The organism is Bacillus sp. A01H (assembly GCF_045277205.1).
Taxonomy (GTDB): domain Bacteria; phylum Bacillota; class Bacilli; order Bacillales; family Bacillaceae_G; genus Bacillus_A; species Bacillus_A paranthracis.
This window is the reverse complement of sequence record NZ_CP117702.1, coordinates 3,533,194-3,552,366: the sequence shown is the minus strand read 5'-3', so window position 1 is coordinate 3,552,366 and position 19,173 is coordinate 3,533,194. Positions and strand designations below refer to the sequence as shown.

Here is a 19,173-nt window from a genome sequence, read left to right as displayed (position 1 = left end):
ATATTCAAATGGAAATTAAATGTGTAAATTTAGCATTTCAAGATGAATTAGTTCCTTTAGAAAAAGTAAACAAACTGATTATTCACCATACATCCGAAGATGGATGGGATGTGTATAAAACACATGAATTTCATCAAAAAGTAAGAGGGTGGAGCGGGATCGGTTACAATTATTTTATTGAAGAAGATGGAACTGTAGTCGAAGGACGTGGTTTACATATTGGAGCACATGCGAAAGATCATAATAGAGATACAATTGGAATATGTATGACGGGTAATTTTGATAAATATGATCCAACTACCGCACAAATGAATGCATTATATTCTTTATGTAAAATGTTTATGAATCGGTTTGCTATAAAGAAAGAAAATATACTCGGTCATAGGGAGCTAGAAGGCGTTACAAAAAGTTGTCCTGGAAAGCGTTTTTCTATGGTAGAGTTAAGAAACATACTATCTTACATATAGAGGAGTAATAAACGATGATGAATATAAAAATACCAAATGATAAAAAAGAAGAGCTTGTAGCACAAATTCAGCAATTTTTCGTTGAAGAAGATTTAGATGAAATTGGACGTTTCCAAGCAGAGCGTTTAATAGAAGAAATGATTAAATTAGTTGGACCATTTGCATACAATCAAGCAATTGGAGAGGCAAGAAAGCTTGTAACAGAGAAACTATCTAATATTGAAGAAGATTTGTATGTGTTAGAGAAAAATGAAGGGAAGTAAGCTTTCGTCAATTATAAAATAAGTGTTATGTCACGGCCTTTTTCGATGTTTTATTTGGAAAAGGCCGTGACATTTTTTTATTGTCATCAGGGAAATAATGAAACTTATTCCTCTATCTCGTACTCCATTCTTTTGCCATTTCATCATGATATGCTTCTGTCCAATGATATGGTTGCAACTCTTTTAAAGGTTTAAAAATAATATCTTGTTTAGCATTTGTAATCGCACACTGTACTTTTGGTCCCCAATAAAATAAACGTTCTTGGCATACACCACAAGGCGAGAGTACCTTTAATTCAGAATGCTCATTTTCTCTCGCAAGACAAATAGAATGTGTAACTTTCTTTTGAAATTTATGAGCTTCTAAAATTGCACCTGTTTCCATACAAAGTTCAGTTGAAGCATTTATTACATCCGGAGCAACGCTTGTATAAATTGTTCCATCTTCTACACGAATCGCTGCGGCTCCACCCCAATCGTTTGGATATCTTTGTTCAATTAACTGTTTCACCACATCATATAATTGTTGCTCAATATTCAATTTCTTTTCCTCATTTCTGCCCAAATTCAGGGTTTTTTATTTCGGAATATTCTTTCTTTTATCATGATAACATAAACAAAAAAATAGAATGAACTTTTAATTTCAAGCCATCTTTTTTGCCAAAAGGAACGTTTTTTATAAAAAAATTGAGATTAAAAATATATTATCTTAATTTTATCTTTTTTTAATAATTTGTTTATGGGCAATTTATAGTTCCTATTTATAATTCCTATATATAGCAGCTATTGATACTACAAATAAGAAATTTGGATGTGTAACACTTTGTATTCCATTAGCTGTAATCAAAATTTATAACATAAATTGCGCACATAGAATCTTCTTTTGAAAGAAAAGTGGTGTAATTATTTGTTAAATGAAGGAAGGGATTGGGAAGCTATGAATAAAACAATTTTAAAAACATGTATCATATCAGCAGTTTTAGGTGGAAGTCTATTAAGTGAAACGACTGGAGAGGTGAAAGCAGAAGTAGTTACACCAAACACGAATCATACTGGGGTATTCAAAGATGTTCCAAAGGGGCACTGGGCATATGAGGCGATTCAGCAATTAACAGACGAGAAAATCATTTTCGGCTATGATGATGGAAGATTTGGTTTTGGAGATAACGTGACACGCGAACAAGTTGCAGCTTTACTATATCGTTATTTTAATTTGGCAGAAGACAAAAATTATCAGAACCCATATGGAGACGTAAGTGAAGATTCGACAAGTTATATAAAGGAGATTTTGTCTTTAACAGAAATGGGCGTTTTTAAGGGTGACGAGCATGGGAATTTTAGACCGAAGGCTTCCTTAACGCGTGCAGAAATGGCACAAGTTCTTACAAATGCTTTTCATTTAAAGGCAAAGAGTGATCACACTTTTAATGACGTTTCAACGAACTCATGGGCAAGCAATGCAATTAGTGCTGTTCAAACAAATAATATTGCAAAAGGAGTAGGCGGAGGAAATTTTGCTCCAAATATGGATGTGACGCGTGAACAGTATGCACAATTTTTATACAATGCAATACAAGAAACTAAGCAAACTCAAAAGACGAAGGGGCAACAACTAGCTAGTATACTTGGTGAAACAAACTGGCAAGGGACAAAAGTCTATGACAAAGATCATAATGATGTAACGAAAGAAAATCAAAATTTCATCGGGCTTGCAAAGTATGATGCTAAAACGGCAAGGTATGAATTTTTTAATGCAAGTACAGGAGAGAGTCGTAATGATAGCGGTACCTTTTTTATAACGAATGATGGAAAGAAAAGAGTACTAATTTCTGAGACGCAAAATTATCAAGCAGTTGTTGAATTAACGCAATTAGATAAGGAGAAATTTACATATAAAAGAATGGGGAAAGATACAAAAGGGAACGATGTAGAGGTGTTTGTTGAACATATTCCGTACCATGAAAAAGAACTTTCTTTCACGCGGCCTGATAAAAATTTAGAAAGTTCGACAGGTAAAATAGTTAAAGATGTTGATGGAGATGAAATTTTATCTAGTACACTATGGAACGGAACGGTGGTATTAGACGACCAAGGTAATGATGTAACAAAATATAACTCAAACTTAATCAGTCTAGCAAAATACGATAAAAATACAAATAAATACGAATTTTTCAATGTGAATACTGGAGAAAGTCGTGGAGACTACGGTTTCTTTGATGTTGTACATGGTAATAAAATAAGAGCTCACGTTTCGTTAGGAAATAATAAATACGGTGCAGTTCTTGAACTTACAGAATTAAATAAAGAAAAATTTACGTATACAAGAATGGGGAAAGATGCGAATGGAAAAGATATAAAAATCTTTGTTGAGCATGAACCGTATACAGGTGATCTAAAACCAAATTTCACAAAGTAAGCCTTTACTGTAGCAAAGCATTATGTTAGAAAATGTTAGTAAGGAAAAGCTTAAGGGTTGGGTAATTAAAATAGTTATTTATAGACAAATAGATGCCTTGAGGCATCTATTTGTCGTTTTAAAATGATTTTTTATGGGTGCAATTTCTCTTTTCTCAAATCTAGTAACTTACTACTTGCACAACCCTACATTTTCGTTTTTTATTTATTTTCTTTATTCTCTTTATATTCATTAACTTTCTTTTTTACATTACCGACAGTATCTTTAGCAGTGCCTTTTACCTTATCCCATTTTCCTTCAGCTTGTAATTTCTTATTATCAGTTACTTTCCCGACAACTTCTTTTACTTCACCTTTTACTTTATCAATAGCACCTTCTACTTTTTCTTTTAAACCATGATCATGTTTAGTCATACATTTCTCCTCCTTGTAGTTTGATTAGAATGCTCTTTTCATATTGCAAGTTGAATGATGTATCTAGCAATAGCGTAACAGATTTAGTTTGAATATTCAAATGATTAATAGAGTTGAAAAGGAATTGTCATAAAGTGTATAAAGTTGTAATGAGAAGAGAAAGAATGTTAATTATATGTTTTTGGCGGTCCAGATTGATTTTGTATAAGCGATCTTCATATGGGCACGTTCCATATTATTTTGACTGCTGCTACCGAATCTTGCTTGTCCGACTATTAAATGACAATTGGATTCAATAGCTGTCTCAATTCGTTTTTGAATTAAGGCAGTATGACAGCCTTTACGCTGAAATTCTGGCAAAGTAGCAGAAGCAGCTAATGATGCGACACCCTTATTTATATACAGGACACCAATGCCAGCAGGAATGTTTTGAACTTCAGCTATGAAAAAATGCCATCCTGGTTTATCGTAGAGAATTTCGTTATTTTGGCGCACACCATCTTTTGTAAAGGATGGCATGTTAAATCCACGTACATATATGTCTGCAAAAACATCAAACTCATTTTCTTTTAATTTGCGAACTGAAATGTTAGAAGGAAGAAGGGACGGATCTTCTCGTGGTGTACTATATAAAGCGGTATGGAAGCTAGATTGATAAAAACCTTTTTCAGATAAGTATTGAAATAGTTCAGCTGTACCTTGCGCTGGCGTAATTTCAAAACGACAAGGGATTTGTAGTGATTGATAATAAGAGATGATTTCATCTATCTGAGTTGTATTTGTAATACCTTTTATCGTATTAAAAGCAGGACCAGCAATTACTTTTGATGAAAAGGCGGTGGCACTTCCGAATTGTTCTATTTGTACTTGCATTGGATTTTCTTTTATCGCTTGTAGTGCCTCTAATCTAGAAGAAAGCATATTTATTTCTGCGTTTTCTATTTCTTGTGCTGTATGGGGCGTCATAATTGTACTCATATAATTCCTCCGTCAGTAAATATATTTCATAGTACATATACGATGTTTGTTCTGATATTCCTGTTGAAATGTAAGAGAATATGAAGTTTTTTGGAAGGGAAATGGAAGTGGACTGTCGAAGGGAGTGGAAACAGATTAAAGGTGGTGCTCTCATGAAACAGAAAAATGTGCAGACATGCTCTAATTGTGGTTCTCATAACATAGGAGAAGGTGAGTTTGTCGGTTATGCACAAATACGGAAAAAGGAGACGATGTTCACATCTTCACCAGTAGATGCTTATATTTGTACAGATTGCGGAAATGTCCTTTTATTAAAAGTACGACATTATGAAAAGTTTAAGCAGAAGCCGTTATGATTATTAAAAAGTGTTTTTATTAGGGAAGTTAATAGGAGAAATATTTACATATATATGAATATGCCTTATATAAAGAGATGACAACATATACTGTGTGGGATGCTTATGAATCGTTGCACAACGTACAAAAATGTATAGAAGAAATTGTGAATTAGTATGAGAAAGAAAAATTAGCTCATCTTAGAATATTTCATATCGAAAACTCCTTTATAAATAAAGGAGTTTTTTATTTTTTATAACAATAATTACCTTTGATTGTTATAATTGGTTATTGAGGTGGGGTGTTTTATAAACGCTATAATCATAGAAGAAAACTAGCTAAATCTTATAGAAAACCGCTATATAACATAATCGCAACCGTAAGTTGACAAAGTGCAACCGCAGGAAGATAGAGATAAGGGCTATGTTTACATACAATTTAGTTAAGAAAACGAAGGGGGACACACATATGGGATTTGGTGAGAAGCTTTTTAAATTAAGAAAAGAAAAGGGTCTTTCTCAAGAAGCATTAGCTGAGAAATTAAACACAACAAGGCAAGCAGTTAGTAAATGGGAAAATGGTCAAGGGTTTCCTGAAACTGAAAAATTAATAATGATTGGAAATGTATTCGAAGTATCTCTTGATTACTTATTAAAAGAAAATGCTGAACAAAGTAACGAAAAGGAAAATGGTTATTACGTAAGCAAGGAAATGGCAGAAGGGTATATAGCGTATGGACAAAAAATTTCTAAATATATAGCGCTAGGATTTAGTTTACTCATTTTATCTACAATACCGTATTTATTATTTAAAGAAAATGCAACAATGTCGACATTCCTTGTCATTATTGTTGCTGTTCTTGGAATTGGAGCGATGATGGTACCTGTAACGATAGAAGAGAGTCGATACAATGTATTGAAAAAGGAAGAACTATTATTTGATCAAAACTTTCTAAAAGAATTCACAAAGAGATATGCGATTATTAAGAAAAAGTATGCTGCAGTAATGATCGTTGGATTTTGTTTTATAGCTGCAGGCGCAATCCCGTTTTTGTTTGAGAAAAAGCATATCACTTCAGGGGAATTAGTGCAGTATTACCCTTACTGTGTTGTACTTATTGCTATCGGAGTTTATCTTTTTGTTCGTGTGTTAGGAGTATTAGAGGCGTATCGAATTTTAGTAGAAAATAAAGAATATAGTAATCGTCTTATTTTTAAACTGAAAAAGAAAGTGAGAGAAAAAGTGGATAATTTTTAATAGGAGAAAACATATTTTTATGAAAAGTTAAGATAGGAGTGTAATGATGTCAAATCTTCTAGAAATTGAAAATTTAAGTAAATCATTTGGAAACAAAGTTGTTTTAAGAGATGTTTCTTTCAATGTGCCGTCTGGATCAATTGTTGGATTCATTGGTAACAATGGAGCTGGGAAATCAACAACCTTTAAAACAGTACTAGAATTAATTTCTAAAGATAGTGGTACAGTAAAAATATTTGGTGAAGAAAATATAAATAAAGATGCCAAGATTAAGGAAAAGATAGGAGTCGTATTTGATGCTATGAATCTACCGGCTCATCTTACGATAAAGCAACTAAACAAAGTTTTTGAAAAGATGTTTGAATCTTGGGATCAAGATAATTTTTATCGATTAGTTCATACTTTTTCTTTACCTACTAATGAGAAAGTAGGTAAATTCTCGCGTGGAATGTCAATGAAACTAACTATAGCTGTTGCGTTATCGCATAATGCAAAATTATTAATCCTAGATGAAGCGACGGGTGGTCTCGATCCTTCATCTAGAGAAGAGGTGTTAGAGGAATTAAAAAGTTTTGTGAGTAAAAGTAATGGTGGTATACTACTTTCTTCTCATATTATGAGTGATGTAGAAAAAATAGCTAGCCATCTTATCATTATAAAAGATGGAGAAATTTTATTGAATGAAGAAAAGAATAAGGTTTTGAACAATTATGCCATTGCAGATGTTGATGAGGAACAACTAACTTTAATCAACAAAGATATAGTTGTGGTGAAAAAGAATAATGGCTCTTATTTCAATGTACTTGTATCAGATGTGCATAAACTACCAAATGGGATTGCACATAGAACCATTTCGATAGAAGAAATGAGTGTCTTATTAACGAGGAGTGAAAAATAAATGAGAGGTTTATTATTGACAAACTATTATCTAGTGTATCGAACTTTCTTTACGTTCATGGGAATAGCGATATTAGGATCGGGATTTGTTTTTTATTTTGGTAATGCTTCAATGTACCGTTTAATTGCTACGTTTATTATCTTTTTTGCTGCAATTCCTGCACTTGAAGTTATTAAATATGAGAGTAAGTCAGGTTATGAAAAATATGTACTTACTTTACCGGTTACTAGAAATAACATTGTACAAAGTCATTACCTTTTCTATTTTTTAGTTGTAATTATTGGTACTTTATTGTCGTATGGCATATTTTATATACATAGTTTCGTTTCAGATACACCAATTGATGATGGGATATTTAAGAGTGTTTCTTTAGGGACGTTTATCATCCTTAATGCCGGAGCAATAGCCTATCCACTCCTCTATATTTTTGGAGCAGAAAAATCTGATGCTATTACAATTGGAGGCGCATGCGGGGGACTTGTAACTTATTTTGGATTACAAAGTGTAATTGGCTATCTAATAGAACAATTTCCAATATCAAATTTAAATTTATCTGTATACGTTTCCATTCTATATACAATATTTGGCGTTATTATATATATCTTTTCTTTTGTTATTTCGGTATTTATATATCGTAAGAAGGAGTTTTAATGTGTTTTCTCTTAGTATTTTCTGAATTATTTCCAAAGAAATAATTCAGAAAATACAGAAAAATATCGTGATTATTTGTGGAAGTCTGTTATAATAAACAAAAAATGAAAACGCTTTAAAGGGGGATGTAACCAATATGATGATGAATGTACCGCTAACAATTAGTTCTATGATGGAAAGAGCAGAAAAACTGTTTTCGAAGAAAGAAATTGTTTCACGGACACATGACACAGTTACGACATTAACGTATAAGCAGTTAGGTGAAAGAACGAGAAGGCTTTCCAGTGCGTTAAAAAAATTAGGAATTAAAGAAGGCGAGCGTATAGGAACGTTAGCGTGGAATCATCATCGACATGTGGAAGCGTATTTTGCTATTCCTGGTATTGCTTCCGTTTTACACACAATTAATATTCGTTTATCTCCTCAACATATTTCATACATTATTCAGCACGCAGAAGATCGAATTCTACTTATTGATGAAGATCTTGTACCACTTGTTGAAAAAATTCAATCTGAATTATCAACTGTACAAGCCTACATTATTATGACTGATAAAGATGGACTTCCAAATACTACGCTAGAACCTGTATATCATTATGAAAAGCTATTAGAAGAAGGCGATCCAAATTTCCAATTTGTAAAAGATATTGATGAAAATACACCTGCTGGTATGTGCTATACGTCAGCGACTACAGGAAATCCAAAAGGTGTTGTATATACGCATCGTAGTACTGTACTGCATTGTATGGCACTCGGTTTAGCGGATACAGCTGCTTTATCGGAAAGTGACGCGGCGATGGCAATTGTACCGATGTTCCATGTGAATGCTTGGGGACTTCCTTTCGCTGCTACTTGGTTTGGATCAAAACAAGTTCTTCCAGGACCGATGTTTACGCCGAAAATTTTATTAGAAATGATTCAATCTGAAAAAGTGACGTTAGCTGCCGGTGTGCCGACAATTTGGCTTGGTGTATTACAAGAGTTAGAAAATAATAGTTATGATTTATCTAGTATGACGAGAATACTATGTGGTGGTGCAGCCGCACCGAAAAGTGTTATTAAAGCATTTGAACAGAAACACAATGTTCCTTTCATCCATGCATATGGTATGACCGAAACAAGCCCACTCGTAACACTTGCACGTTTAAAAAGTTATGAAACAGAATTATCGTATGAAGAGCAATTAGAAATTAGATCAAAGCAAGGGTATCTTGTCCCTGGTGTAGAAATGAAAGTAGTCGGTACAAATGGTGAAGTGAAGTGGGATAGTACGGAGATGGGCGAGCTATGTTTACGAGCACCATGGATCGCTGCAAGCTATTATAACGATGAGCGTACGGTCGAAGGTTTTCGTGATGGTTGGTTATATACTGGTGATGTTGTCACAGTGGACGAGGAAGGCTGCGTAAAAATTGTTGACCGTACGAAAGATGTGATTAAAAGCGGAGGCGAGTGGATTTCTTCAGTAGACCTTGAAAATGCTTTAATGGCACATGATGCTATATTTGAAGCAGCTGTCGTTGCTGTTCCTCATCCGCAGTGGCAAGAGCGCCCTGTTGCCTGCGTCGTTCAAAAGAAAAATAGTACAGTTACGAAAGAGGAAATATATGAGTTTTTAAAACCACAGTTTGCGAAGTGGTGGTTACCAGACGATATTGTATTTATGGAAGAAATACCGAAAACATCTGTTGGGAAGTTTTTAAAACAAGCGCTTCGGAAAGAACTTGAGCATTTGCATAAAGAGAAATAATGGAATTTATATTTGTAAACCTAATTTAAAAATAAGTTGACAAATGCTAGATAGAAAGATAATATAACTCCTATAATATGTTACCTAAAAAATATTTTAAGTTTACAAATGGGAGAAGCAAATATGAATACAAAAAACTTAGTTTTCGTCGCTTTATTTAGTTCTATTATGGGAGTGTTAGGGTTAATACCTCCGATTGCTCTTTCTATTACACCAGTTCCAATTACATTGCAATCACTCGGTGTTATGCTTGCCGGTGGGTTGTTAGGATCACGTCTAGGTGCATTAAGTCAGCTTATTTTCTTACTTATTGTAGGAGTAGGAGCACCATTACTTGCTGGTGGACGCGGTGGCCTTAGTGTATTTGTTGGGCCAAGTGCAGGATATTTACTTGGTTATATCGTTGGAGCGTTTGTCATTGGCTATTTAATTGAGCGTTTACGTGAAGTTTCTATTATAAAAGTATTATGTATTAATATAATTGGTGGTATTTTCGTAGTTTATGTATTTGGTATCCTTGTGCAAGCTTTCGTAATGGATATTTCTGTATGGGAAACGATGAAAGTGAGTGTTGTGTTTTTACCAGGTGATTGCATAAAAGCGATTATAGCAGCAGTTCTTGTAACAAAATTACACCGTTCATTGAAATATATTATTACGCCTACTCTAAAGAGAAGCAAATATACAAATGCGGGATAAGAAAGAGAAGAAACACGTTCGTTGCGTGTTTCTTTTTATTATTTTGGAAAGAAAGGACGTCTCATATGGGTATTACAAAAGAATATAAAAAGCATGCCTCTTTACAACCAAATAAAATAGCAATTAAGGAAAATGATAGAGTTTTAACATATGAAGATTGGTACGAGTCAGTATGTAAAGTAGCGAATTGGTTGCACGCAACAGAATCGAAGAGTAAAAGAGTAGCAATTGTATTAGAAAATCGCATGGAGTTTTTACAACTATTTGCAGGTGCCGCTATGGCCGGATGGGTTTGTGTGCCATTAGATATAAAATGGAAAAAGGATGAGCTAAAGGAAAGACTAGCAATCAGTAATTCAGATATGATTATTGCGGAACGATATAAATTAAATGATATTTCCGATGAAGAAGGAAGAATAATTGAAATTGATAAATGGAAACAAATAATAGAGAACTATCTTCCTACAGAGCACATTGTAGAAAGTTTACAAGATGCTCCTTTTTATATGGGATTTACATCAGGATCAACAGGAAAGGCAAAGGCATTTTTACGTGCGCAACAATCGTGGGTTCATAGTTTTAATTGTAATATACATGACTTTCATATGAAAAAAGAAGACTCTATTTTAATAGCTGGAGCGCTCGTTCACTCTCTTTTCTTATACGGTGCAATAAGTGCATTATATATAGGTCAAACCGTACATATTATGAGGAAGTTTATTCCAAATCAAGTGTTAGATAAGTTAGAAACTGAAAATATTTCGGTCATGTACACCGTACCAACAATGCTGGAATCTTTATATAAAGAAAATAGAGTAATAGAAAATGAAATGAAAATAATTTCGTCAGGAGCGAAGTGGGAAGCTGAAGCGAAAGAAAAAATAAAGAGTATATTTCCTTATGCGAAAAGATATGAATTTTACGGTGCATCGGAACTGAGTTTTGTAACAGCATTAGTTGATGAAGAGAGCGAAAGAAGGCCAAATTCAGTAGGGAAACCTTGTCACAATGTGCAAGTTCGAGTATGTAATGAGGCAGGAAAAGAAGTACAGAAAGGTGAGATAGGAACTGTTTATGTGAAAAGTGATCAGTTTTTTATGGGATACATAATAGATGGGGTTTTAGCACGGGAGTTGAATGCAGATGGCTGGATGACAGTGCGAGATGTAGGTTATGAAGATGAAGAAGGATTTATTTATATTGTCGGTAGAGAGAAGAATATGATTTTATTTGGAGGAATTAATATTTTCCCAGAAGAAATAGAAAGCGTATTACATGAACATCCAGCTGTTGATGAAATAGTTGTAATTGGTGTGGAAGATAGTTACTGGGGTGAAAAACCTGTCGCCATCGTAAAAGGAAGTGCTACGAAGCAACAATTAAAAAGTTTTTGCTTACAACGATTATCCTCTTTTAAAATACCGAAAGAATGGTATTTTGTAGATGAAATACCTTATACAAATAGCGGGAAAATCGCTCGTATGGAAGCAAAAGATATGATTGAAAACCAGGAGAAAATATATGAATAGAGCAGTTATTGTAGAAGCAAAAAGGACACCTATTGGTAAGAAGAATGGGATGTTAAAAGGGTATGAAGTTCAGCAATTAGCAGCACCTCTTCTTACATTTTTAAGTAAAGGAATTGAGAGAGAAATAGACGAGGTCATATTAGGGAATGTTGTTGGGCCAGGAGGGAATGTTGCAAGATTATCTGCTTTAGAAGCAGGACTTGGATATCGTATTCCTGGTGTAACGATTGACCGGCAATGTGGTGCCGGATTGGAAGCGATCCGCACCGCATGTCATTTTATTCAAGGCGGGGCCGGTAATTGTTATATTGCAGGAGGAGTAGAGAGTACAAGTACATCACCATTTCAAAATAGAGCGCGATTTTCACCAGAAACAATTGGTGATCCTAATATGGGAGTAGCGGCTGAATATGTTGCAGAACGTTATAACATCACGAGAGAAATGCAAGACGAGTATGCTTGCCTCAGCTACAAACGAACACTGCAAGCGTTAGAAAAAGGATATATACATGATGAAATATTGTCTTTTAATGGATTGTTAGATGAGTCTATAAAGCCAGAAATGAATTATGAACGAATGATTAAAAGAACTAAACCCGCATTTCTACAAAATGGTACAGTAACGGCAGGGAATTCATGTGGTGTAAACGACGGGGCGTGTGCAGTTCTTGTAATGGAAGAGCGGCAAGCTCGAAAATTAGGATACAAGCCTATTCTTCGTTTTGTTTGTAGTGCTGTAGTTGGAGTGGATCCCAACCTTCCGGGGACTGGTCCAATATTTGCGGTGAACAAATTACTAAACGAAAGGAATATGAAAGTAGAGGACATTGATTATTTTGAAATAAATGAAGCATTTGCTTCAAAAGTTGTAGCTTGTGCAAAGGAATTACAAATTCCGTATGAAAAATTAAATGTAAATGGTGGTGCAATTGCGCTCGGTCATCCGTACGGTGCATCTGGGGCTATGCTTGTAACGCGCTTGTTTTATCAGGCGAAACGAGAACGTATGAAATACGGAATCGCGACGTTAGGAATAGGGGGCGGAATAGGGCTTGCACTATTATTTGAGAAAGTAGAAGACTAGCAAGGAACTAGTTCTCTACTTTTTGAGGAACATAAGCATTGCTACCAGGCTTTGCTTTTATTTCGTTCCAAGCAGCGATAGCATCAGCTTTTGATTTTCCTTTGTTATTTGGATCTTCGAAAAAGTCACGAGTAAAGCGATTGTATTCAAACTGCGCGCTGATAGTTGTTTTATATGTAGGGTCTTTTTTTCGTTCGTTTTCTTCATACCAAAACGTTATCGCATCTTCATATGTTTTTCCAATATTCTCTTTAAAAAACTTTTGAAGAGCTACTGTAAAGCGGAATTTTGTTCCGATTTTTTCTTTAAAAAAAGCACGAACATCTTCGCTACAGCGGTGATTGTTAGTAATAATCGTTTGAAGAGAAAGGTCTTTATAAGAGAGGGAAGTTTTACTCGCTTTTGGACCAGAGCTGTTTTTTAATATTTTACCAGTATGTAAATAATGGGAGATACGATTGGCTATTTCAATCTTAGAGCCACTAGCTGGCAACCCATGCTCACGACAAAATGTTTGCAGTTCTTCTTTTAACCAATAATAGTTTTGGAAATCTTCAAGTGATATAGACTTTGTTAAAGGTGGACGCATGAATGTAACAACTTCTTTCTTCCATATTTTTCTTTAATTATAAAACGTACGTTCTTTTTATGGAAGGATTAATTTGTAAATATAATGGGAAGAGGAGATTACATATGGAAAATGTAATGCAAGTTCGTGTTACTGGAATTTTAATTGAAGATGAAAAAGTATTGCTAGTAAAGCAAAAAATTGCTAATCGGAATTGGTCTTTACCTGGAGGAAGAGTGGAGAATGGTGAAATGTTAGAGGAAGCAATGATTCGAGAAATGAGAGAAGAGAGAAGAGACAGGGTTAGAAGTTAACATTCAGAAGCTACTCTATGTTTGTGATAAACCAGATGCACGCCCGTCTTTATTACATATAACGTTTTTGCTTGAAAGGATTGAAGGTGAAATTATGCTACCTTCTAACGAGTTTGATCATAATCCGATTCATGATGTGCAAATGGTGCCAATTAAAGATTTAAGTTATTATGGTTTTTCGGAAACTTTTATCAATCTTATAAGTGAAGGTTTTGTAAATGCAGGGAGTTATCAAGGTTTGAAACAAAATATAGGTCTGTAAATATAGTGGAAGGATAGCCGTTCGCTATCCTTCATAACATGTTTTACACTGCTGACTGTAAAGAAGAAACAAGTTGATTTAAAAACTCATCCCCAGTCATAATCGCTTTCCCACCGCCACGAGCACTTTTTTTATTTCCGCCACCTTTTCCTTCAATTGCAGGAAGTGCATCTTTTAAAAGAGCATTCATATCAAGCGTGACTGTTTTTCCACAAGCAAGAATACATTGTAATTTGTCCTCGTTTTCAATAACGAAATATGTAATGGCATGCTCTTGTTGTTCTGTAATAATAGTGGATAGCTTTGCGATTTCTTGCATAGAACGATTTGTAAACACTTTAGAAATAAGTATGCCAGCATGTATTTTGGTAGGTTGTTGAAGTAGTTCGTTTGCCTCTGCATATAATAATTTTTCATTCATTGTTTGCATAGCTTTTTCGGTTTCTTTTTGAGAAGTTAGAAGCTGTGCTACCTTTACTGGAATATCAGCTTCGCTACTGTTTAATTGTTTAGAAACATCCTTCATAATTTGTTGCTGTTGTCCCATTAATTTAAGTGTGCGCCAACCAGCGATAAATGTTAATCGTATGCTGCCTTTATTACGTTCCCATCCTAGTACGTGAATAGGCCCTACTTCACCAGTACGTTTCGGGTGTGTTCCGCCACAGCCGTTATAATCAAAGTTTTCGATCATAACAACGCGTATATTTTCTGTCATATTCGGTTCTTTACGAAGAGGTAATGTTTTCGCTTCTTCTAAGTCCATCCACTCTATACGGATTGGATGGTTTTCAAAAACTATATTGTTTGCAATTTGTACTGCTTTTTCAACTGTTTCTGTATGCAGATTTTCTGTTTCTAAATCGATTGTTACCGTTTCTCTACCAAGATGGAATCCAATCGTAGGTATGTTAAAATGATCCCAAAAAGAAGCAGATAAAATATGCTGAGCCGCATGTTGTTGCATATGATCAAAACGGCGCTCCCAATTGATTTTACCTTCTACTTCTTCTGTATGTAATTGTTTTGTAATGAAGTGGCGGATTTCTTCGTTGACCTCTTCAACACCAAATACAGTAATGCCATTTAAAGTTCCAGTATCATGGGGCTGCCCGCCACCTGTTGGGTAAAATGCCGTTTCGTTTAAAACAACGTATAAGTTACCGTCTTTATCATAATCTTGCTTTATAACTTTAGTAGTAAAGTCTTGCTTATAAGCGTCAGTGTAATATAATTTGTGCTCCAATTTTCTTTCTCCTCTCGCATTAACTAGTTTCATTGTAAAGCAATTGAAATTCGTTTCCTAATATTTCAGAAGAAAGAAACTATTTTTAGAATTTTCTTGCTATAATAAGAAAAAGAAAATGCGGGGGTGGAATGAATATGTTGTATGAAAACGGCGTAGATAAACTGCTTAGTTTAAGCAAAAATATTTCTGAATTGTATCGAGAATTAAACGAAATGACCCGGATTTTAACGGATTGTAACCGTGAAAGTGTGAAGTTTGATCGGTTATATGTAAAAGAGGTAATGTGGAAGAAAGAAGATGTAATCGAGAAATATGACCAGTTACTTGTGCAACTTTGTATAAATGAATGCTTTGATTTAAAAAGTGTTATTACAGGGGAATATAAGTATACATATGAAGAAGTAGAAAACATCGTTTTACAATTTAATGAAAAGTATAATGTCGCAATTTTAATTAAAGACGTTTGTAAAGAATTACAGTTTACATATGGCATAGATATGGATATAACGAGAACAGCTCGAGTATCAACAGCTCAAGTATAAAAAGGGAAAAGAAAGCAGATCCTTTGCTTTCTTTTTTTATGTGATAACAGGGAGAGTAGGTTTTTAAGATGAAGGGGAAGTTACAAAATATTCATCCGTTAGGAATGACAATTATAATCGGGACTTTATTTGCGAGGTTCGCCACGTCAATGAGTATTCCTTTTTTAGCAATTTATTTAACGACTGTTAAAGGCGTATCAGCTGGAATGACGGGTGCTATTATTGGAACGAGTGCACTTGTTGGAGTGTTTGCTAGTTTTATCGGAGGGAATTTATCTGATCGATTCGGTCGAAATATGATTCTAATATGGTCCATGATCGTTTGGGTATTTGTATTCATAGGATTTTCACTTGCAGATCATGTTTTAAGTTTCTTTTTATTAAATGCTTTAAATGGATTATGTAGGTCCTTTTTTGAACCGACGTCAAGAGCGTTATTATCAGATTTAACGAAACCAGAGTATCGTTTACTCGTATATAATTTGCGTTACGGTGCAATCAATGTTGGAGTAGCGATTGGGCCACTTGTCGGATTACAGATTGGAAGCGCAAAATCAACAATTCCTTTTTTAGTAGCAGCTGGAGTATATATTCTATATACAGTTATACTAGCGTTCCAATTTAAGAAATATCCAGTGGAACAAAAGAAAATCAATAAAGAAAAGCCTGTTACAATGCTAAATGCGCTGCGTATATTACGAAAGGATGTCGTATTTTTAGTTGCGTTAGTTGGTATTATTTTGAGTAATTGTGGTTTTTCTCACTTAACGACGACAGTATCACAATATTTTGCAAATGCACATATATTCCAGGATGGAGTGAAATTATTTTCATATATGTTAGTATTAAATGCGATTGTTGTAGTCGTAATTCAATATCCTGTTATTCAAATGTGTAAAAAGTATACACCATTAGCATCCATTATGGTTGGAACTTTATTTGTGAGCGGGGGATTATTTGGATTTGGAATAGTAGAATCTATGCTAGGTGCTGCTATTTGCACAATTATTTTTACAATTGGAGAAGTCTTAATGTTTTCGATGACGGATGTATTTATTGATGATATAGCTGTTGCGCATCTAAAAGGAACGTACTTTGGAGCAATGGGATTTTCAGGAATTGGAGCAGTAATTGGTCCATGGTTTGGGGGAGTACTTCTCGATTATTACGGGTACCAAAATGGATTTGTAGTATTTTCAGCGCTAGCTATATTTTCAACTGTAGCGTTTCCAGTACTGTTAGTTACGAAAGGTTTATTGAAAAAAAGATATGATGGGAATTCTAATATGGAAGTACATGCGAAATAAAATAAGCCCCAGTCAACGACTGGGGCTTATTTTTGTATTTATTTTAATTCTCAATTTGAAAAAGAACTTTTTCCTCATGTTTATGAGCTACTTCATTTTTGGAAATATGAATGGCTAAATATCCATTCTCTAAGCAGGCTAGCATCTTTTTATAAATAATATTATCGGGTAAAGGAATGATCCTCTGCAAAGAAATATTTTTATGAAGTATGCAAATGTTTAGGCCTGTCTTCATCTTTTTAATGACTACATTTTGTTCTGTCACATTTGGTACATCTGTTTCCAAAATGTATTCTTGTTCCGTTTCACAAAGGTCAATATGAATTTGATTTGGGAAACTAAAGTTGCTACAAGAATCAGAACAAAACTGATCCATCCATTCTTCGAAACCATCAACATGAAAAAGACAATCCTTCTTTTTCTTGCCCATGTAAGACACCCTCCGTAAAATCTCAATTCATACTATGTTATGCATGAATGAAGTAGGGGTGAAGAATAAATGGAAAAATATAAATATTGTATGTGGAAAAGGTAGCTAGTGTGCACTTTTTGTGTTACATATCATGATGCGCATGATGTTTTTGGCGTGAATGGTTACGGTTTTTTACTTTATGAGATCCGCTTAACGGTTCAGGTTGTCCCTTTTTCTCTTTCGCTTCACGATTGTTTTTTCCCATTGTATGTGACACCTCCTCTTTCTCTTTAGAATGAGAGAAGTTTGCAAATTTATACGAGAATGTTTTTAGAAAAAAAGGTAAAGATAATTGGGACTAACTATTATGGAAAGGGGATTGTATAATGCCATATCATAAAGATAAACAACAAGCTTTTCAAGCGGCTCAGCAAGGTGTTACACAAGCAGAAAATGCATTTAACAACATTGTAAAAAATGATCCAAACTACGGTCATGATTTAAAAGAATTACGCCAAGAGGTTCAGGAAGCCTATGAACAGATTCAAAATGCACTAGAAGTAGCTTCGGAAACACAACGCCCACAACTTGAGCAATACGAAAATAATCTTCAAAATATTATGCAGCATGTAGATCAATTAGAAAAGTAAATGAGGTTGTTGTGTATTCGACAACCTCTTACTTTAACGAATATTATGCGAAAACAGAAAGTTTTTCTACTCATTTTTTCTTTATTATGCGCAGTACATATATTTCAAGTTGAAAAAGTGGAAGCGAAAATGTTGCTCAGAAAAGAGCTAGAACCAACTGGCTATGTAACATGGGAAGTACCTAATAATGAAAAGATTATTGCTATTACATTTGATGATGGACCGGATCCAACTTATACACCACAAATTTTAAATTTATTGCGCCAATATAAAGCAGAAGCGACATTTTTTATGATTGGATTTCGAGTTCAGCGTAATCCATATTTAGTGAAACAAGTGTTAAAAGAGGGGCATGAAATTGGAAATCATACGATGAACCATTTGTATGCAAGTAATTCATCGGATGAAAAATTAGAAAATGATATTTTAGATGGAAAGAAATTTTTCGAAAAATGGGTGAAAGAGCCTTTGCTATTCCGTCCTCCTGGCGGTTATATTAACGATGCTGTATTTAAAACAGCGAAAGAAGCTGGTTATCAAACGGTTCTATGGTCGTGGCATCAAGATCCACGTGATTGGGCAAATCCAGGGGTTGAATCCATTGTAAATCATGTAGTGAAACATGCTAAAAGTGGTGATATAGTATTGCTACATGATGGAGGAAATAATCGTAGTCAAACAGTAGCAGCGCTAGCAAAAATATTACCTGAACTGAAAAAGCAGGGCTATCGATTTGTAACGGTTTCGGAATTGTTACGTTATAAACATTAGAAAAAATCCCAAAAGGTGAATGCTCCTTTTGGGATTTTTCGTTACTGGTTCTTTTTGCGTTTCTTATTATTTTGTCGTTCTGCAGGAGTTAAGTTTTCATTTGCAAACTCTTCGTTATAACCAGCACCTTGTCCTTGTGCAGATGCTGCATTCATTCCTGAAATAGTATGATTTGCTTTTCTTTTACCCATTTTATTTCACCTCTATAACTTTTTTTGTAAGTTGCATGATGAGCAGTTCATAGTATGTATGAACTGTAAAGAAAGCGCTAATAGAGCACTTTACTTTATGGTAATAGTATTCATAAGGAACATGAACACTATTCAAATTTAGAAACATAAAGAAAACTTATGATAA

General features: G+C 34.4%; 23 protein-coding genes and 2 pseudogenes. 17 read left to right on the top strand and 8 right to left on the bottom strand.

The features are described from left to right. Window positions 1–8 precede the first annotated feature (8 nt). Together PSR14_RS18760 and PSR14_RS18755 are read left to right on the top strand one after the other, a co-directional pair. Complete coding sequence (locus PSR14_RS18760) at window positions 9–467, top strand: peptidoglycan recognition family protein (protein ID WP_000402952.1); 459 nt, start codon at window positions 9–11, stop codon at window positions 465–467. Between the two features lie 14 nt (window positions 468–481). Then, a complete protein-coding gene (locus PSR14_RS18755) occupies window positions 482–730 on the top strand; it encodes a DUF2164 domain-containing protein (RefSeq protein ID WP_000981073.1) in 249 nt (82 codons plus the stop codon). A gap of 112 nt (window positions 731–842) precedes the next feature. On the opposite strand, the gene PSR14_RS18750 is transcribed toward PSR14_RS18755, so the two are convergent. Further along, on the bottom strand, window positions 843–1,271 hold the full coding sequence (locus PSR14_RS18750) for a cytidine deaminase (RefSeq protein WP_001019672.1): 429 nt from the start codon (window positions 1,269–1,271) through the stop codon (window positions 843–845). A 396-nt stretch (window positions 1,272–1,667) separates the two neighbouring features. Here PSR14_RS18750 and PSR14_RS18745 point away from each other — a divergent pair, with 396 nt between their 5' ends. Then, window positions 1,668–3,146, top strand: coding sequence for a DUF4822 domain-containing protein (locus tag PSR14_RS18745; RefSeq protein WP_002170180.1), 1,479 nt, complete (start codon window positions 1,668–1,670; stop codon window positions 3,144–3,146). A gap of 200 nt (window positions 3,147–3,346) precedes the next feature. Here the strand turns inward: PSR14_RS18745 and PSR14_RS18740 are convergent, their stop codons facing one another. Continuing rightward, on the bottom strand, window positions 3,347–3,559 hold the full coding sequence (locus PSR14_RS18740) for a CsbD family protein (RefSeq protein ID WP_000160413.1): 213 nt from the start codon (window positions 3,557–3,559) through the stop codon (window positions 3,347–3,349). 171 nt (window positions 3,560–3,730) lie between these two features. Next, on the bottom strand, window positions 3,731–4,537 hold the full coding sequence (locus PSR14_RS18735) for a GNAT family N-acetyltransferase (RefSeq protein WP_098487059.1): 807 nt from the start codon (window positions 4,535–4,537) through the stop codon (window positions 3,731–3,733). A 152-nt stretch (window positions 4,538–4,689) separates the two neighbouring features. On the opposite strand from PSR14_RS18735, the gene PSR14_RS18730 reads away from it, so the two are divergent. The 9 genes and pseudogenes from PSR14_RS18730 (at window position 4,690) to PSR14_RS18690 (ending at window position 12,741) form a co-directional block, all read left to right on the top strand. Further along, window positions 4,690–4,893, top strand: coding sequence for a hypothetical protein (locus tag PSR14_RS18730; RefSeq protein ID WP_074570728.1), 204 nt, complete (start codon window positions 4,690–4,692; stop codon window positions 4,891–4,893). Window positions 4,894–4,911: 18 nt separating this feature from the next. Further along, window positions 4,912–5,045, top strand: a pseudogene (locus PSR14_RS18725) (N-acetyltransferase); the annotation flags it as partial. Window positions 5,046–5,341: 296 nt separating this feature from the next. Beyond that, the gene (locus PSR14_RS18720) at window positions 5,342–6,130 is read left to right on the top strand and encodes a helix-turn-helix domain-containing protein (protein WP_000505599.1); all 789 of its coding nucleotides are present in this window, start codon (window positions 5,342–5,344) and stop codon (window positions 6,128–6,130) included. Window positions 6,131–6,176: 46 nt separating this feature from the next. After that, window positions 6,177–7,028: an ABC transporter ATP-binding protein gene (locus PSR14_RS18715; protein ID WP_098487058.1), complete on the top strand. Its 852-nt coding sequence runs from the start codon at window positions 6,177–6,179 to the stop codon at window positions 7,026–7,028. Then, window positions 7,029–7,679: an ABC-2 transporter permease gene (locus PSR14_RS18710; RefSeq protein WP_001214697.1), complete on the top strand. Its 651-nt coding sequence runs from the start codon at window positions 7,029–7,031 to the stop codon at window positions 7,677–7,679. 136 nt (window positions 7,680–7,815) lie between these two features. Next, the gene (locus PSR14_RS18705) at window positions 7,816–9,429 is read left to right on the top strand and encodes a long-chain fatty acid--CoA ligase (RefSeq protein WP_000980191.1); all 1,614 of its coding nucleotides are present in this window, start codon (window positions 7,816–7,818) and stop codon (window positions 9,427–9,429) included. A 123-nt stretch (window positions 9,430–9,552) separates the two neighbouring features. After that, entirely contained in the window at window positions 9,553–10,128 is a 576-nt protein-coding gene (locus PSR14_RS18700; RefSeq protein ID WP_001093337.1) for a biotin transporter BioY, read from the top strand. Window positions 10,129–10,193: 65 nt separating this feature from the next. Continuing rightward, a complete protein-coding gene (locus tag PSR14_RS18695) occupies window positions 10,194–11,657 on the top strand; it encodes an acyl-CoA synthetase (protein WP_000513141.1) in 1,464 nt (487 codons plus the stop codon). Beyond that, window positions 11,650–12,741, top strand: coding sequence for an acetyl-CoA C-acyltransferase (locus PSR14_RS18690; protein WP_001078015.1), 1,092 nt, complete (start codon window positions 11,650–11,652; stop codon window positions 12,739–12,741). The genes PSR14_RS18695 and PSR14_RS18690 overlap by 8 nt, the downstream gene beginning before the upstream one ends. Window positions 12,742–12,748: 7 nt before the next feature. Here the strand turns inward: PSR14_RS18690 and PSR14_RS18685 are convergent, their stop codons facing one another. Beyond that, entirely contained in the window at window positions 12,749–13,330 is a 582-nt protein-coding gene (locus PSR14_RS18685) for a DUF6434 domain-containing protein (RefSeq protein WP_001247754.1), read from the bottom strand. Between the two features lie 104 nt (window positions 13,331–13,434). Between PSR14_RS18685 and PSR14_RS18680 the strand changes: the two are divergent. After that, window positions 13,435–13,885: pseudogene (locus PSR14_RS18680) on the top strand (NUDIX hydrolase). A 43-nt stretch (window positions 13,886–13,928) separates the two neighbouring features. On the opposite strand, the gene PSR14_RS18675 reads toward PSR14_RS18680, so the two are convergent. Continuing rightward, the gene (locus PSR14_RS18675; RefSeq protein ID WP_154400940.1) at window positions 13,929–15,131 is read right to left on the bottom strand and encodes a DHHA1 domain-containing protein; all 1,203 of its coding nucleotides are present in this window, start codon (window positions 15,129–15,131) and stop codon (window positions 13,929–13,931) included. Window positions 15,132–15,268: 137 nt separating this feature from the next. Between PSR14_RS18675 and PSR14_RS18670 the strand changes: the two genes are divergently transcribed. Then, window positions 15,269–15,676, top strand: coding sequence for a hypothetical protein (locus tag PSR14_RS18670; RefSeq protein WP_000965145.1), 408 nt, complete (start codon window positions 15,269–15,271; stop codon window positions 15,674–15,676). Window positions 15,677–15,744: 68 nt separating this feature from the next. Next, window positions 15,745–16,983 carry an MFS transporter gene (locus PSR14_RS18665; RefSeq protein ID WP_000676837.1) on the top strand — a complete coding sequence of 413 codons (1,239 nt, stop codon included), beginning with the start codon at window positions 15,745–15,747 and terminating at the stop codon, window positions 16,981–16,983. A gap of 43 nt (window positions 16,984–17,026) precedes the next feature. Here the strand turns inward: PSR14_RS18665 and PSR14_RS18660 are convergent, their stop codons facing one another. Both PSR14_RS18660 and PSR14_RS18655 read right to left on the bottom strand, forming a co-directional pair. Next, window positions 17,027–17,413, bottom strand: coding sequence for an Hsp20/alpha crystallin family protein (locus PSR14_RS18660; protein WP_000516745.1), 387 nt, complete (start codon window positions 17,411–17,413; stop codon window positions 17,027–17,029). A gap of 124 nt (window positions 17,414–17,537) precedes the next feature. Then, window positions 17,538–17,660, bottom strand: a complete 123-nt coding sequence (locus tag PSR14_RS18655) for a small acid-soluble spore protein P (RefSeq protein ID WP_000517649.1) — start codon at window positions 17,658–17,660, stop codon at window positions 17,538–17,540. Window positions 17,661–17,781: 121 nt separating this feature from the next. Here PSR14_RS18655 and PSR14_RS18650 point away from each other — a divergent pair, with 121 nt between their 5' ends. Together PSR14_RS18650 and pdaB are read left to right on the top strand one after the other, a co-directional pair. Then, entirely contained in the window at window positions 17,782–18,045 is a 264-nt protein-coding gene (locus PSR14_RS18650) for a hypothetical protein (protein ID WP_001146294.1), read from the top strand. 45 nt (window positions 18,046–18,090) lie between these two features. Continuing rightward, window positions 18,091–18,816, top strand: coding sequence for a polysaccharide deacetylase family sporulation protein PdaB (gene pdaB, locus PSR14_RS18645; protein ID WP_046199008.1), 726 nt, complete (start codon window positions 18,091–18,093; stop codon window positions 18,814–18,816). A 41-nt stretch (window positions 18,817–18,857) separates the two neighbouring features. Here the strand turns inward: pdaB and sspO are convergent, their stop codons facing one another. Continuing rightward, window positions 18,858–19,007 (bottom strand): acid-soluble spore protein SspO, encoded by a 150-nt coding sequence (sspO, locus tag PSR14_RS18640; protein ID WP_000518052.1) that lies wholly within the window; start codon window positions 19,005–19,007, stop codon window positions 18,858–18,860. Window positions 19,008–19,173: the final 166 nt, after the last annotated feature.

Coding starts and splice junctions, on each gene's coding strand:
- PSR14_RS18760 (WP_000402952.1), top strand. CDS start 9: ATGGAAATTAAATGTGTAAATTTAGCATTTCAAGATGAATTAGTTCCT.
- PSR14_RS18755 (WP_000981073.1), top strand. CDS start 482: ATGATGAATATAAAAATACCAAATGATAAAAAAGAAGAGCTTGTAGCA.
- PSR14_RS18745 (WP_002170180.1), top strand. CDS start 1,668: ATGAATAAAACAATTTTAAAAACATGTATCATATCAGCAGTTTTAGGT.
- PSR14_RS18740 (WP_000160413.1), bottom strand. CDS start 3,559: ATGACTAAACATGATCATGGTTTAAAAGAAAAAGTAGAAGGTGCTATT.
- PSR14_RS18735 (WP_098487059.1), bottom strand. CDS start 4,537: ATGAGTACAATTATGACGCCCCATACAGCACAAGAAATAGAAAACGCA.
- PSR14_RS18730 (WP_074570728.1), top strand. CDS start 4,690: ATGAAACAGAAAAATGTGCAGACATGCTCTAATTGTGGTTCTCATAAC.
- PSR14_RS18720 (WP_000505599.1), top strand. CDS start 5,342: ATGGGATTTGGTGAGAAGCTTTTTAAATTAAGAAAAGAAAAGGGTCTT.
- PSR14_RS18715 (WP_098487058.1), top strand. CDS start 6,177: ATGTCAAATCTTCTAGAAATTGAAAATTTAAGTAAATCATTTGGAAAC.
- PSR14_RS18710 (WP_001214697.1), top strand. CDS start 7,029: ATGAGAGGTTTATTATTGACAAACTATTATCTAGTGTATCGAACTTTC.
- PSR14_RS18705 (WP_000980191.1), top strand. CDS start 7,816: ATGATGATGAATGTACCGCTAACAATTAGTTCTATGATGGAAAGAGCA.
- PSR14_RS18700 (WP_001093337.1), top strand. CDS start 9,553: ATGAATACAAAAAACTTAGTTTTCGTCGCTTTATTTAGTTCTATTATG.
- PSR14_RS18695 (WP_000513141.1), top strand. CDS start 10,194: ATGGGTATTACAAAAGAATATAAAAAGCATGCCTCTTTACAACCAAAT.
- PSR14_RS18690 (WP_001078015.1), top strand. CDS start 11,650: ATGAATAGAGCAGTTATTGTAGAAGCAAAAAGGACACCTATTGGTAAG.
- PSR14_RS18685 (WP_001247754.1), bottom strand. CDS start 13,330: ATGCGTCCACCTTTAACAAAGTCTATATCACTTGAAGATTTCCAAAAC.
- PSR14_RS18670 (WP_000965145.1), top strand. CDS start 15,269: ATGTTGTATGAAAACGGCGTAGATAAACTGCTTAGTTTAAGCAAAAAT.
- PSR14_RS18665 (WP_000676837.1), top strand. CDS start 15,745: ATGAAGGGGAAGTTACAAAATATTCATCCGTTAGGAATGACAATTATA.
- PSR14_RS18660 (WP_000516745.1), bottom strand. CDS start 17,413: ATGGGCAAGAAAAAGAAGGATTGTCTTTTTCATGTTGATGGTTTCGAA.
- PSR14_RS18655 (WP_000517649.1), bottom strand. CDS start 17,660: ATGGGAAAAAACAATCGTGAAGCGAAAGAGAAAAAGGGACAACCTGAA.
- PSR14_RS18650 (WP_001146294.1), top strand. CDS start 17,782: ATGCCATATCATAAAGATAAACAACAAGCTTTTCAAGCGGCTCAGCAA.
- pdaB (WP_046199008.1), top strand. CDS start 18,091: ATGCGAAAACAGAAAGTTTTTCTACTCATTTTTTCTTTATTATGCGCA.
- sspO (WP_000518052.1), bottom strand. CDS start 19,007: ATGGGTAAAAGAAAAGCAAATCATACTATTTCAGGAATGAATGCAGCA.